Source organism: Telluria sp. LT2P80 (assembly GCF_059685955.1).
In genome coordinates, this window is sequence record NZ_JCASIO010000009.1 from 136,313 (window position 1) to 150,255 (window position 13,943).

General features: G+C 64.6%; 9 protein-coding genes. 4 read left to right on the forward strand and 5 right to left on the reverse strand.

The annotated features are described in order from the left end of the window. Window positions 1-3 precede the first annotated feature (3 nt). From AC56LW_RS20805 to AC56LW_RS20815, 3 genes are all read right to left on the reverse strand, one after another. Window positions 4-2,340, reverse strand: a complete 2,337-nt coding sequence (locus tag AC56LW_RS20805) for a GH92 family glycosyl hydrolase (protein WP_499637254.1) — start codon at window positions 2,338-2,340, stop codon at window positions 4-6. Window positions 2,341-2,542: 202 nt separating this feature from the next. Beyond that, window positions 2,543-2,947 (reverse strand): RidA family protein, encoded by a 405-nt coding sequence (locus AC56LW_RS20810; protein WP_499637256.1) that lies wholly within the window; start codon window positions 2,945-2,947, stop codon window positions 2,543-2,545. 94 nt (window positions 2,948-3,041) lie between these two features. Beyond that, window positions 3,042-3,935, reverse strand: a complete 894-nt coding sequence (locus AC56LW_RS20815) for a LysR family transcriptional regulator (RefSeq protein WP_332533301.1) — start codon at window positions 3,933-3,935, stop codon at window positions 3,042-3,044. A gap of 281 nt (window positions 3,936-4,216) precedes the next feature. Between AC56LW_RS20815 and AC56LW_RS20820 the strand changes: the two genes are divergently transcribed. The 3 genes from AC56LW_RS20820 to AC56LW_RS20830 all read left to right on the forward strand — a co-directional run bounded on the left by AC56LW_RS20820 (window position 4,217) and on the right by AC56LW_RS20830 (window position 9,417). Continuing rightward, window positions 4,217-5,833, forward strand: coding sequence for a CehA/McbA family metallohydrolase (locus tag AC56LW_RS20820; protein WP_499637259.1), 1,617 nt, complete (start codon window positions 4,217-4,219; stop codon window positions 5,831-5,833). Between the two features lie 102 nt (window positions 5,834-5,935). Further along, complete coding sequence (locus tag AC56LW_RS20825; protein ID WP_499637261.1) at window positions 5,936-7,792, forward strand: M1 family metallopeptidase; 1,857 nt, start codon at window positions 5,936-5,938, stop codon at window positions 7,790-7,792. Continuing rightward, window positions 7,789-9,417, forward strand: coding sequence for a serine hydrolase (locus AC56LW_RS20830; RefSeq protein ID WP_499637263.1), 1,629 nt, complete (start codon window positions 7,789-7,791; stop codon window positions 9,415-9,417). The genes AC56LW_RS20825 and AC56LW_RS20830 overlap by 4 nt, the downstream gene beginning before the upstream one ends. 54 nt (window positions 9,418-9,471) lie before the next feature. On the opposite strand, the gene AC56LW_RS20835 is transcribed toward AC56LW_RS20830, so the two are convergent. Further along, window positions 9,472-11,052, reverse strand: a complete 1,581-nt coding sequence (locus AC56LW_RS20835) for a S1C family serine protease (protein WP_499637265.1) — start codon at window positions 11,050-11,052, stop codon at window positions 9,472-9,474. A 107-nt stretch (window positions 11,053-11,159) separates the two neighbouring features. Continuing rightward, a complete protein-coding gene (locus tag AC56LW_RS20840; protein WP_332533296.1) occupies window positions 11,160-11,945 on the reverse strand; it encodes a class I SAM-dependent methyltransferase in 786 nt (261 codons plus the stop codon). Between the two features lie 351 nt (window positions 11,946-12,296). Here AC56LW_RS20840 and AC56LW_RS20845 point away from each other — a divergent pair, with 351 nt between their 5' ends. Continuing rightward, complete coding sequence (locus tag AC56LW_RS20845) at window positions 12,297-13,931, forward strand: TldD/PmbA family protein (RefSeq protein ID WP_183554370.1); 1,635 nt, start codon at window positions 12,297-12,299, stop codon at window positions 13,929-13,931. Window positions 13,932-13,943: the final 12 nt, after the last annotated feature.

Below are 13,943 nucleotides of genomic sequence, written 5' to 3' on the forward strand. Positions count from 1 at the left end.
CAGTCAGTACGCGGTCTGCGTGTACGGGCGCGCGTCTTTCGCCGTGCCCCAGTCCTTGTTCGGCGTGGCCTGCATCGTGAAGACGAGTTCACCGCCGGCCATGATGTCCTGGTGGCGCAGGAAGGTGCGCGCGAGCGGCTTGCCGTTCAGGGTCACGCGCCCGACGTAGCCATTGGTGGCTGACAGATTCTCGGCGCGCACGGTGAAGCGCTTCCCGTTGGGCAGGTTCAGCGTCGCCTTGTCGAGGAACGGGCGCCCGATCACGTACTCATTGCTTCCCGGGGCAACCGGATAAAAGCCCAGCGCCGTGAACGCGAACCAGGCCGACATCTGGCCCAGGTCGTCGTTGCCGGACAGGCCATCGGGCTTGTCGCTGTACTGCGTGGCCATGATATTGGCCAGGCGTTCCTGCGTGCGCCACGGCGCGCCGGCGTAGTTGTACAGGTAGGCGACGTGGTGCGATGGCTCGTTGCCGTGGGCGTAGTGGCCGATCAGGCCCGAGATGTCTTCCATGTGCGCGTACAGGTTTTCGTCGACCTTGGCGTCGAAGACCTCGTCCATCTTGGCCACGAGCTTCGCGTCGCCACCCAGGAAGCCAATCAGGCCCGCATTATCGTGCGGCATGTACCAGGAATACTGCCATGCGCTGCCCTCGGTGTAGTCGCTGCCGAAGTTCGACTGCGCCGGATCGAACGGGGTGCGGAATTCGCCAGTGGATTTACGGGCGCGGATGAAGCCCGTGTCCTTGTCGAACACATTGCGGTAGTTCTGGGCGCGCCGGTAGTAGCGGGCGGCGACATCCTTCTTGCCCATCTTCTCGGCCATGCGCGCGATGGTCCAGTCGTCGTACGCATATTCGACGGTCTTGGAGGCTGCTTCCTTTTCCAGGTCGATCGGCACGTAGCCCAGCTTCATATAGTGTTCCAGCCCGCCGTACGGGCCGTATTCGGCACTGGCGGTCATCGCTGCCAGGGCCTTGTCGGCGTCGAAGCCACGGATGCCCTTCATGTAGGCGTCCGCGATCACGGGCACCGCGTGGTAGCCGATCATGGTCCAGGTTTCCAGGCCGTGGAACTGCCACACCGGCAGCACGCCGTAGGGACTGTGCTGCTGCGAGGCGATCAGCGAGTTGACGAAGTCGGCGCTGCGCTGTTCGGGTGCGACGATCGTGAGCAGCGGGTGCAGCGCGCGGTAGGTATCCCACAGCGAGAACGTCGAGTGGAAACGGAAGTCCTTGGCCTTGTGCACCGCGTTGTCCGGACCGCGGTAGCTGCCGTCGAGGTCCATGAACAGCGAGGGCGCGAGCATCGTGTGGTACAGCGCCGTGTAGAACTGCGTGCGCATCGGTGCCGGCGCCTCGACCTTGACGGCGCCCAGCGCCTCGTCCCAGGCCTTGCCGGCGCGGCGGCGTTCGGCGTCGAAGTCCCAGCCCGGCATCTCGGCCAGGTTGGCAATCGCATTGTCTTCGCTGACGGGCGAGAGCGCGACCTTTACCAGCAGGGTGCCATCGGCCGGCACGCCGAAACTGAAGTCGCCCATCAGCGCCTTGCCCTCGACCAGCGCGCGGTCGCCCGGCGTCTTGCCCGGCTGGGCAAAGCCCTTGTACTCGACGGCTTCTTCGCGATTGAGCAGCTGGCGCGTATCGATCGGGCGCGAGAACCGGATCGCGAAATACAACTGGCGACCTGGCGCCCAGCCGCGCGTTTCGCGCATGCCGGTGACGGTGGTGGCGTCGCGCATGCGCAGCCGCGACCACAGGTTCTTGCCGTCGTAGTTGTAGATGCTGGTGCGCAGGTCGAGCAGCACCTTGGCCGGCTCGCCAGCCTTGAACTTGTAGCGGTGCAGGCCGACACGCTCGCTCGCGGTCAGCTCGACGTCGACGTCATGGTCTTTCAGGCGCACGGCGTAGTAGCCGGGTTCGGCCTGTTCCTGGTCGTGCGAGAAGCGCGAGCGGTAGCCCGAGAATGGTCGCTCGGGGTACCCCGGCTCAAGCTTGGTCTCGCCGCTGTAGGGCATCAGGAGCACGTCGCCCAGGTCCGAGTGGCCGCTGCCCGAGAAGTGCGTGTGCGAGAAGCCGAGGATCGAGCCGTCGCCGTGGTTGTAGCCGGCGGCCCACGGATAACTCTGGCGGAAGTGGCGGTGCTGGGTGTCGGGACTGAGCTGCACCATCCCGAACGGGCGGCTCGCACCCGGGAAGGTGTGGCCGTCGCCGCCAGTCCCGAGGAAGACGTTCACCGCTGCGGCCGGGGAGCCCGGTTCGGCAGCCTGCAACGGCGCCGCACTAAACAGCAGGACTGCGAAGGAAAGGGAAAGCGGTTGGGGCTTGAAACGAGCTGTCATTGGTGTCTCCACACGTGGCGGGAGCGCACAGCCCACCGCCTGTTCTTCATACGCTGCGCCAGAGGCACATCCAGCGTGCGGGCGATGTCATCAACGCGCACGCTCGAGCCTGTGTACAGGTTATAGGTGGAGTCAGGTTTTCCGGCAATCATTACCGGATTTTACTGGGCTGTTTAGCCAGTTTACTAAACAAACTGGCCGGTTAAGGCCGAACGATCTTTGCGACTGCCTCGATTTCAACCAGCGTATCGGGTGACGCGAGCGAAGCGACACCGATGCCGGTCAAGGCAGGGCGGGGCAAGCCCAAGTGCTGCACGAGGATTGGGGCCACGGTCTCGAGGTGCTCGCCAATCTCGCCGCGCACATAGACGCGCAGCTGCAGGATCTGTTCGACCGATGAGCCGGCGGCATCGAGCACCGTGATCAGGTTGCGCGCTGCGCCTTCGGTCTGCGCGGCCAAGGTGGTGTGCCTGACCTGGTAACCCCGGTCCCAGTCGACCTGGCCGGACACGAACACCAGGCCAGTGTCATGGTCGATCGTGGCGTGCGACAGGCCGTGCGGCGCGCCGTCATACAGGGCAGGTGGGTTGATGCGTTCGATGGTCATGGGGCGCTCCTGGGCAGGTGAAGGGAATCGGCCAGCATAGACAGGCCCGTCCCGCGCGGCAATCGGTCGACGCTTGTAGCCGATACAAGTGACGCTAGGCCGCTGCCGCCAGCCGCGCCCTGATGCGCTCCAGCATCCACATCATGAACGGATCGTTCTGCGCAGTCGGGTGAAACGCCGCGACCACGCCATAACCGGGCGGATACTTGGGCAGCGCGATCTCATGGATGCCGTCGCATGGCAGCAGGCGCGCCGGCATGAAGGCCACCATCGCCGATTCCTTCAGGTACTCGAGCGCCATGAAGAACGACGGCGCCGACGCCACCACGCGCCGCTGCAAACCCTGGCGCGCGAACCAGCCGTCGGCCGATCCCGTGAAACTGGCGCCGCTCGGATTGGTGACGATGAAGTCGTGCGTCACCAGGGTGGCCAGCGGCATCGTTCCTGCATCGGCCAGCGCGCGGTCGGCCGTCACGCAGCGGTACTGCTCGAGAAACAGCGGCATCGACACCAGGCCCGGGGCAGCGATACCCTCGGCCGTGAAGATCACGTCGATCTCGCCCTGGTGCAGCTTGCGCGTCAGGGCACTGACTTCGAGGTCGACCACCGCGATCTTCACCTTCGGCGCCGCGTGGCGCAGGTCGCGCAACAGGTCGGCCACGATCACCTTCTGCGTGTAGTCGGTGCCGGAGACCACCAGCGTGCGCTCGACGTCTTCCGGCCGCACAGTCGATGGCAGCGGAATCGCATGCAGGCCCGCCAGCACCTGCGCGATATGCGGCGCGATCAGCCTGGCGTACGGCGTGGCCGCCATGCCCTGGCCAGTACGCACGAACAGCGGGTCGCCCAGGATGGTGCGGATTTTCTTCAGTTGCAGGCTGACCGCCTGCTGCGACACGTCCAGGTGCTCGGCCACCGCCGAGATGGTGGGAAAGCGCGCGAGCGCGTCGAGCGTACGCAGGTGGGAGATATCGAGTTGGTCGATCATGCGCCAATATAACGAAAAGCTGGGGTCAGGTCTGAAAAGCTGGGGTCAGGTCTGACATTCGGACACGATCTCGACAGTCAAGTAGTCGGAACTAGCTAGAGCCGGGCCATGAAATCCTGGGCAAGACACCATTAGAAGTGGCTAAAGCTGAGGTCGTGTCTGAATGTCAGACCTGACCCCGGCTGTGTAAGCTTGAAACTCATCAATGAACATGATCAGGATGGCAACCGTAGCACGCATGGCGCAAGGTGACAGGGCAGGGAAGTTGCAAGCTTGTCATCATGAAAACCGCCTGTCTACCCATCCTTGCTCTGTCGTTGTGCTGCAGCCCCGCCAACGCCGGCCCTGCCGAACACGAGGAATTCGACGCCACGCTGCATGCGCCATTTCATGCTGGTCCGCTGGCTGCACGCACGTTCACGCTGACGTTCGCGTATCCCAGTCTGGCGCAACCGGCCGATGTCCACTGGCGCGTCGACCTGCGCGCACCGGGCGGGCAGACCGTGTTGCAGTGGCGCGGCCAGGTGACGATGACCGGTGACGAGATCACGGTGACAGTGCCCTGGTCAGGCCGCCTGGGCAAGCAGCCGGCGCCGGACGGCATCTATCGCGTGCGCCTGCACGCGCTGGTACAACGCGCGGAACAGGATGCGATCGATCAGGAATGGGAAATCGCAGTCGGCACACCGCGCGTACTGGCCACGCCCGCCTTTGCACCGCTGCCCGGCGCCTTCATGCCGGGGGCAGTGCAGGCCCCCGGCGCGCTGCCCTATACCGTCTGGCTGGGCAACCTTCACAGCCAGACCAACCACAGCGACGGCGGCGCCGATGTCGCCAGCTGCCGGAGCGCCCAGCGGCCGCAGTCGGCGCCATACGGGCCGGCCGCTGCCTTTGCCTATGCCCGTGACCGTGGCCTGGACATCCTCGTCGCCTCGGAACACAACCACATGTTCGACGGCTCGTCAGGCAGCGCACCCGATGCCGACCCGGCTGCCGCCCGTGCCCTGTACCGCGCGGGCCTGGCCGCCGCCAGCATGTTCTCGGCGCAGCATCCGGGCTTCCTGGCGCTGTACGGTCTCGAGTGGGGCGTCATCGAGAAGGGCGGCCATATCAATATCTTCAACAGTGACGAGTTGCTGGGCTGGGAAACGAACGCCAATGGGGCGCCATTCGCCGACACGATCACGCCGCGCAGCGATTACGCGGCGCTGTACACGCTGATGCGCCAGCGCGGCTGGGTGGGCCAGTTCAACCATCCGGCGCCAGCGGGCCAGTTCCAGGTGGGCGGCGTGCCGCTCGCCTACACCGAGGATGGCGGCGCCGCGATGGTGCTGTGCGAAGTGATGAACACCAGCGCGTTTTCGAACAACGTGACCGAGACCGAAACCCGCCGCAGCAATTTCGAAGGGGCCTGCAACCGCTTGCTCGAAGCCGGCTACCGGCTGGCCTTCAGCACCAACCAGGACAACCACTGCGCCAACTGGGGCGCGTCGTATGGCAACCGCACCGGGGTGCTGCTGCCAACGGGCGTCGCGCTGAACCGCGCCAGTCTGGTCGACGCGTTCAGGGCGCGCCGCGTGTTCGCGACAATGGACAAGGCGTCCCAGCTGGTGTTGACGGCCAACGGCCACGTGATGGGCGCGCAGTTCACCAACCGCGGGCCACTCACCTTGATCGCGAATTTCGCCAGCGCCGCTGGCCGGCAGGTGGCGGCGCTGGCGATCATGGAGGGCGTCCCGGGCCGCAACGGCGAGGTCACGCGCCTGTCGCAGCAGGCCGAGACCACGTTTACGCCGGCCCCGGGAGCGCACTTCTATTATGCGAAGGTCACGCAGGACGACGGCAATGTGCTGTGGTCCGCGCCGGTGTGGATCATGCAGGCAGCGTTGGCGTATTGACAGTGGATCGGCGTGGCCTGCCAGCGCTTTCGCCGGGCTGACGCCCATGCTATTCTGCTCCCGCCTTCAGCCCGGCCGGGCTGTCATTTTCCGCGAGAGACCATGAACAAAAGCACCCTGCTGCGCGCCACCACCGCAGCCTTCCTGGGCGCGTGGAGCGCTTACGCGTTCGCGCTCGATCCCCTCAGCTACGCCAAATACGACCAGGTCAAGACCACGGCCCTGCATCTGGACCTGAAGGCCGACTTCGCGAAGAAAAGCCTGGGCGGCTACGCCGAGCTGACGCTGAACTGGATCGACAAGAAAGCGACCACGCTCGACCTGGACACGCGCGAGCTGACGATCTCGAAGATCGAAGCGCAGGACGCGAAGGGCGCCTGGCGCAAGGCTGACTACACGCTCGGCAAGTTCGATGAAGAGAAGGGCCAGCCCCTGCAGATCAAGCTGCCGGCGCGGCAGACGAAAGTGCGTATCCATTACCGCACCGCGCCGACGGCCACCGCACTGCAATGGCTGCAGCCGGTGCAGACGATGTCGGGCAAGTACCCGTTCATGTTCAGCCAGTCGCAGGCGATCAATGCCCGCTCGTGGGTGCCGATCCAGGACACGCCGGCCGTGCGCTTTACCTACACCGCGCGCATCGAGGCGCCGGAAGGCCTGCGCGTGGTGATGAGCGCCGATAACGACATGAAGGCAACCGGCAAGGGCGGCTGGAAATTCACGATGCCGCAGCCGATTCCGTCGTACCTGCTGGCGATCGGCATCGGCGAGCTCGAAGCGCGCACGCTGGGCGGCCGCACCGGCGTGTACGCCGAGCCGCAACGCATCAAGGCGGCCGAGTACGAGCTGGCCGACACCGAGAAGATGGTCGCCGCAGCCGAGAAGCTGTACGGCCCGTATCGCTGGGGGCGTTACGACATGCTGGTGCTGCCGCCATCGTTCCCGATCGGCGGCATGGAAAATCCGCGCCTGACCTTTTTGACCCCGACCATGATCGCGGGCGACCGCAGCCTGGTCGACCTGGTGGCGCACGAACTGGCGCACAGCTGGTCGGGCAACCTGGTGACCAACGCAACCTGGAAGCACTGGTGGCTCAACGAAGGTTTCACCACCTACGTCACCACCCGCATTCTGGAAGAAATCTACGGCAAGGAAGTCGCGCTGATGAACCTGCAGCTCGAGCAGGAAGAAGCGCTCGAAATGCTCAAGGAGCTGCCGCCAGCGAAGCAGGCGCTGGTCTCGCGCCAGGCTGACACCAACGCGGCCGACTACCCGGACACCTCGCTGGCCTATCCGAAAGGCGCCTGGTTCCTGCACACACTCGAGCAGCGTGCGGGCCGCGCCGCGTTCGATCAATTCCTGCGCGGCTGGTTCGACCAGCATGCGTTCCAGAGCGTGACCAACGAGCAGTTCATCGCCTACCTGCGCGCGCAGCTGCTGGCGAAGAACCCCAAGATCATGAGCGACGCGGAGCTCGACGAATGGATCCACGGCCCGGGCATCCCGGCCAGCGGACAGCGCGCCGTGTCGCAGCGCCTGGCCAAACTGAATGCCGCGATCGACGGCTGGACGAAGGGCGCGGTATCGACCGCGCAGTTGAACGCCAAAAACTGGAACGCCGTCGAGTGGATGAAATTCCTGAACGATATCGACAAGAAGGCCGACGCCGCCAGGCTGGCGGAACTCGACCGCGCCTATGGCCTGGCCAAGTCGACCAACAATGAAGTGGCGTTTCGCTTTTACCGCGCGGCGGTGCACGCCGGCTACCGCGACGTGCGCCCGGACATGGAAGCATTCCTGATGAGCGTGGGCCGCCAGAAGTTCGTGGTGCCGCTGTACGCCGCACTGCGCGAAAAGGCCGAGGACCGCACTTGGGCCGAAGGCGTCTACAAGAAGGCGCGCGAGCGTTATCACCCCGAGACGCAATCGAGCGTCGACAAAGCGATGGGCAAGCCATGATGACGCGCTCTTCCAGCGGACTGTTGAAACACATCGCCGGCGCGGTGCTGATTGCGTTCTGCGGCGCCGGCCTGGCCGTCGCGCAGACGCCTGTAGCACCCACTACAGCGGCGGTCCCCGCCTACAACCTGGACGCCGATGTGCAGCGCGTCCTGAAAACCTTCGACGTGCCGGGCATCGCCATCGCCGTGGTCAAGGACGGCAAGGTGGTCGTCACGCAGGGCTTCGGCGTGCGCAAGCTGGGCGACCCGACACCGGTCGACGGCAAGACGCTGTTCGAGATCGCGTCGAACTCCAAGGCTTTCACTGCCGCCGGCCTGGCGATGCTGGTCGACCAGGGCAAGTTGAACTGGGACGACCCGGTCATCAAGCACCTGCCGGACTTTCGCATGTACGACAGCTACGTGACGGCCGAGATGACGGTGCGCGACCTGCTCACGCACCGCAGCGGCCTGGGTCTGGGCGCCGGTGACCTGATGTGGTGGCCGACCACCACCTTCACCAGCGACGAAATCATCCACAACCTTCGCTACATCAAGCCGGCAACGAGCTTTCGCAACAGCTACGCCTACGACAACTTGCTCTACATCGTGGCCGGCAAGATCATCGCGCAAAAGTCCGGCAAGGACTGGGGCACGACGATGCGCGAATGGATCCTCGATCCGGTCGGCATGACCGCCACCACCACCAGCCTGGCCGCGCACACGGCCGGCATGAACGTGTCGGCGCCGCACAGCAAGATCAATGGCAAGGCGGCGGTCGTCAAGCCGATGCCGGTGGCGAACGCCGTCGGCGCGGTGGGCATCAACACCAATGCCGAAGACATCGCGCGCTGGATGAACGTGCTGCTCGATAACGGCCGCCTGCCGACGGAGGCGGGCGGCAAGGAAGTGCGCCTGTGGTCCGACAAGCAGGCCCGCGAGATGTGGACGGCGCAAACGCCGATGACGGTCAGCCAGCCCAAGCCGTCGCTCGCGGCGACCAGGCCCAACTTCATGGCCTACGGCCTGGGCTTCCAGCTGCGCGACTACCAGGGCAAGCTGGTGGCGATGCACGGCGGCGCGCTGCAGGGCTTTTATTCGCGCGTGCTGCTGGTGCCGGAAGCGAAGCTGGGGATTGCGATCTTCACCAACGCCGAAAGCGGCCCGTCGCTCAATGCGCTGCAATACCGGCTGCTCGACGGCTATCTGGGCGTGGCGCCGACCGACTGGATCGGCCGCATCGCCGACATCGCGAACGAGGCCAGCGCCAAGGAAGCGGCCCGCATAAAAGGCGAAGGCTCTACCCGTGCGAAAGCGTCGAAACCGTCGCTGGCGCTGGCTGGCTACGAAGGCGAGTACGAAGACGCCTGGTACGGCAAGGCGACGATCAAACGCGCCGGCAGCAAGCTGGTGATGTCGTTCGCGCGCACGCCGGATCTGACGGGTGAAATGGAACACTTCCAGCACGACACCTTCATCGTGCGCTGGAAGGAGCGCAACTTCAACGCGGATGCGTATGCGACGTTCTCGCTGGAGCCGGATGGTTCGATCGAGCGCCTGCGCATGAAGCCCGTATCGACCGAGACGGACTTCAGCTACGACTTCCAGGACCTGCTCTTCACGCCCGTGAAGAAGGCGAAGTAAACGAATGACGCCCGCATGCAGGTGCGGGCGTCGTCATGGTGGCGGCAGTGCGGGTTACCGCTTCTGCCACACCTTCATCATGTCGTCCGAGCCCTGCGAGCGCACCCCGTTGTCCGACAGGATTTCCTCGGTCGCATCCAGCGTCGCCTGGCGCGGCAGAATCATCGTCTCGCCATAGCGCTGATCGAACTTCAGCACCACCTGCTCGTCCTTCAGGTCGCGCAGCAGTGCCACCAGATGCGCCAGGCTGCGTACCGGCTTGCCATTGACCGATTCCACGACCGATCCGAAGCGGTTGCTGTAGCCGCTCACCAGCTTGTGCGGGAAGAACGGCGCGCTGATCACGACCAGTTCTTCGCGCTCGGGTGTCGGTGAATCGCCGCGTTGCGTCACAAGAGGACTGGCGTTGAACGCATACGCATTCATCCCCGGCGCGCTGCCGCTGACAAAGGCCATGAATTCGCTGGTGGCGCGCGAGAACGCCACCGGGCCATAGATGAAGTACGACGGATAGCCGCCGTCCAGGTCCGGGATCAGGAGCGGGCGCGCGCCGGTGGCCGGTACCTCGACCTTCATTGGTTTGCCGCCCCGGATGATCGACATCGGCACCTTGCCGTTCTTCGCCACCTGCTGGATGCGGTACTGGAAGCGCACGCGCAGGCTCGAGCCCAGCTTGACCATCGCCTGGTTGTCGATCGCATGCTCGCCGATGTGGGTGATCACGTCCCACTCCTTCAGCGGCCAGGCGGCGTCGGTGCGGTACGGCCGGTGCACCACCGCGCCCTCGACCGATTTGTCGAGCTTGAGGTACTGGCGCAGCGCCGGGCTTTCCAGCGTCTGCACGCTGTCGTGCAGCAGCGGCTTGCCGTCGTAGACCCCATCGGCCACGTCGCGCAGGAACAGTTCGATTTCTTCGTTCGGGATCACGTAGCCGATGCTCTGCGCATTGGTCACGTTGGCGAACGCCAGGCCGATCATGCGCTCGCCGGCGATCACCGGCCCGCCGCTGTTGCCCGGGTTGATCGGCGCGTCGATCTGGATGCGCAGGCCCGAGCTGAAAGCGCCGTAGTTGACGAATTCCACGCGCGAGATGATGCCGGTGGTGGTCGACAGCGAATTGCCGCCGACCGGGTAGCCGTAGGCGAACACCTGCTGGCGCACGTCCGGCAGCACGGCTGCGCGTGGCACCGGCGGGCGCTTGTCGAAGAAGCTGGGATCATCGAGCTCCAGCACCGCTAGATCGAGCCCGCGAGCCAGCGCGATGACCTTCGCCGACACCTTGTCTCCCGACTGGCTGGCCTGCACCTCGACCTGGCTGGCGTAACCCACCACGTGGGCGTTGGTCAGGATGCGCTTGCCCTCGATGATGACGCCGGAGCCTGTAATGGCCGCTGGTGCCGACTTGGTCCAGGGCTTGTACGGGTCGGGCCGGCGCACGGTGGCAAAAATCTTGACGACCGAGTTTTCGACGGCAGGCAGGGCGGGGGCGGGCGTGGTGGTGCGCGATGCGGCAGGGACAGCGGGGGTGGGAACCGCGGTGGCAGCGGCCGGCTGGGCCTCGGGCGGCGTGGTTTCCTGGGCATGGAGCGCGCCGGAGACGGCCAGCGCGAGAACGGCGAATCGCAAAGTCTTCATGGTTTCCTTCGGTTGCGCGAGGGGGATATCAACCGGAAGAATATACACGTGCGCCGCAAAAGAAAATACGTGGGAAGGCTTCGGCCTTCCCACGTCATGCAGGCTGCTTACTTCTTGACGAACTTGAGCGTCATGCGATCGCTCTCGCCGATCGCCATGTACTTCTCGCGGTCCTTGTCCTTGTTGGCCAGCACCGGCGGCAGCGTCCACACGCCTTTTTCATGGTCCGCCTTGTCCTTCGGATTGGCGTTCACTTCGGATTTGGCGGCCAGCTTGAAGCCGGCCAGGTCGGCCATGCGGATCACATACGCTTCGTGCATGTAGCCGCTCGATGCCTTCGCATCCTGCGTCATCTTGACCGGCAGGCGGTGCTCGACCACGCCCAGCACGCCATTCGGCTTGAGGACCTTGTGGACTTCTTTGAGCGTGGTGACCACGGCTTCGTCGCCCGCGCCCAGCCAGTTGTGCAGGTTACGGAAGGTGACGACCATGTCGGCGCTGTTCGGCGCACCCAGCTCGAAGCGGGTCGGCGGTTCGAACACCACCGGCATCACCTTGTCGTAGACCTTGGCGTCGGCAGCGAGCTTGTCGCGATAGGCCTTGCCGCCGCGGGATTCCGGCGAACCGCCAGCGCCAATCAGCTTGCCGTTCTCGCGCAGGTAGGGCGCCAGGATCTCGGTGTACCAGCCGCCGCCCGGCGAGAGTTCGATGACCGTCATGGTCGGCTTGATGCCGAAGAAGGTCAGGGTTTCGTAAGGGTGGCGGAATGCATCGCGGGCCTTGTTGGCGGCAGCGCGGTGCTCGCCGGCGATGGCGGATTTCAGGGCGTCGTCCGCGTGTGCGGCGCCGGCGATGCCGGTTGCCAGCATTGCGGCCAGGATCAGTCGTTTCATTGTGCGAGGTCTCCATGATGGTTGACGACGGGCGGTGCGCCGTCGTCGCTGCGCTGATGATCCGGGAGGCACGGCGCACAGTCAAGCGTTCGTCACATATGCATGTGTGGCGGGCGTTCCGGCCCGTATTGACGGGATGAAGGGAGAAAAGAAGCTGCGCAAGGTACGTACAAATTTGTGCATTGTGGTGGCACAACATTTGCCTATTCAAAGTCTTAAGTTGCTGCTAAGGTTGCGCGGTTTGTCACGTTTTCATCTGTCATAAAACCAAAGCATAAGAGCTGTAATTACAAGAGCGGCCCGAGCTGTTCGCGGAACCGCTGCCCGGACGAAGGTTATTCAGGAGATCTCATGGAACGCCGTACCTTTCTTAATCTCAGCAGCGGGGCAGCCGCCTCGATGCTGCTGCCTTTCGGACGCGCCATCGCTGCCGAAGAGCTCACCAGCAGCATGCCAGTGGCCGCCAAGAAGGCGCTGGCCGATGTCGCGCTCAACGCCGCCACCAAGGCCGGCGCCAGCTACGCCGACGTGCGCATCGGTCGCTACCTCAACCAGTTCATCACCACGCGCGAGCTGAACGTCGAAAACGTGGCCAACACCGAGTCGGCCGGCGTGGGCGTGCGCGTGATCGTGAATGGCGCCTACGGCTTTGCCGCGACGTCCGACATGTCGACCGATGGCATCGCGAATGCGGCGCGCCAGGCCGTGGCAATCGCCAAGGCAAACGCCAAGCTGCAGACCGAACCGGTGCGCCTCGCACCAGTCAAGGGCGTGGGCGACGTGTCATGGAGCACCCCGATCAAGAAAGACTGGCGCACCGTGCCGATCGCCGAGAAGACCGACATGCTGATCGCCGCGAACAAGGCCGGCATGGAAGGCGGCGCGAACTTCATGCAGTCGATGCTGTTCCAGGTGAACCAGCAAAAGTATTTTGCCTCGACCGACGGCTCGTACATCGACCAGGACGTGCATCGCCTGTGGGCGCCGTTCTCGGCCACCGCGGTCGACAAGGCCAGCGGCAAGTTCCGCTCGCGCGCCGGCCTCAGCTCCCCGGTGGGCAAGGGGTACGAGTACTTCGACGCGCGGCCCGAGCACAAGATCAAGGCCGCCGGCGGCATCGCCACGCTGTACACCGAATCGTATGACATTATCGAAGACGCCCGCGCCGCCGGCCGCGACGCCAAGCGCAAGCTGACCGCCAAGTCGGTCCAGCCGGGCAAGTACGACCTGATGCTGGCGCCCGAACACCTGTGGCTGACCATCCACGAGAACGTCGGCCACCCGACGGAGCTCGATCGCGTGCTGGGCTTCGAAGCCAACTACGCCGGCACCAGCTTTGCCACGCTCGAGAAGCTGCAATCGAAGACCTTCAAGTATGGCTCGCCAATCGTCAACATCTTCGCCGACAAGACCACGCCAGGCTCGCTGGGCGCCATCGGCTTCGACGACGAGGGTGTGAAATCCAAGCGTTGGGACATCATCAAGGACGGCATCCTGGTCAACTTCCAGGCCACGCGCGACCAGGCCCACATCATCGGCGAAAAAGAATCGCATGGCTGCTCGTATGCGGACGGCTGGAACACGGTCCAGTTCCAGCGCATGCCGAACGTCTCGCTCGCACCGGGCAAGACCAAGCTGACGCCGGACGAGATGGTCAAGGGCATCAAGAAGGGTATCTACATCGTCGGCGATGGCTCGTTCTCGATCGACCAGCAGCGCTACAACTCGCAGTTTGGCGGCCAGCTGTTCTACGAAATCAAGGACGGCAAGATCGGCCAGATGCTGGAAGACGTGGCCTACCAGTCGAACACGCAGGAATTCTGGGGCGCCTGCAGCGCCATCTGCGATGAACGCGACTGGCGCATGGGCGGTTCGTTCTTCGACGGCAAAGGACAGCCGCCGCAGATCAGCATCGTCTCGCATGGTTCGTCGACCACGCGCTTCAACGGCATCAATGTGATCAACACCGCTCGCAAGATCGGCTAAGCAGGGGCGCAC

Coding starts and splice junctions, on each gene's coding strand:
- AC56LW_RS20840 (WP_332533296.1), bottom strand. CDS start 11,945: ATGAAACGACTGATCCTGGCCGCAATGCTGGCAACCGGCATCGCCGGC.
- AC56LW_RS20815 (WP_332533301.1), bottom strand. CDS start 3,935: ATGATCGACCAACTCGATATCTCCCACCTGCGTACGCTCGACGCGCTC.
- AC56LW_RS20825 (WP_499637261.1), top strand. CDS start 5,936: ATGAACAAAAGCACCCTGCTGCGCGCCACCACCGCAGCCTTCCTGGGC.
- AC56LW_RS20835 (WP_499637265.1), bottom strand. CDS start 11,052: ATGAAGACTTTGCGATTCGCCGTTCTCGCGCTGGCCGTCTCCGGCGCG.
- AC56LW_RS20820 (WP_499637259.1), top strand. CDS start 4,217: ATGAAAACCGCCTGTCTACCCATCCTTGCTCTGTCGTTGTGCTGCAGC.
- AC56LW_RS20830 (WP_499637263.1), top strand. CDS start 7,789: ATGATGACGCGCTCTTCCAGCGGACTGTTGAAACACATCGCCGGCGCG.
- AC56LW_RS20810 (WP_499637256.1), bottom strand. CDS start 2,947: ATGACCATCGAACGCATCAACCCACCTGCCCTGTATGACGGCGCGCCG.
- AC56LW_RS20805 (WP_499637254.1), bottom strand. CDS start 2,340: ATGACAGCTCGTTTCAAGCCCCAACCGCTTTCCCTTTCCTTCGCAGTC.
- AC56LW_RS20845 (WP_183554370.1), top strand. CDS start 12,297: ATGGAACGCCGTACCTTTCTTAATCTCAGCAGCGGGGCAGCCGCCTCG.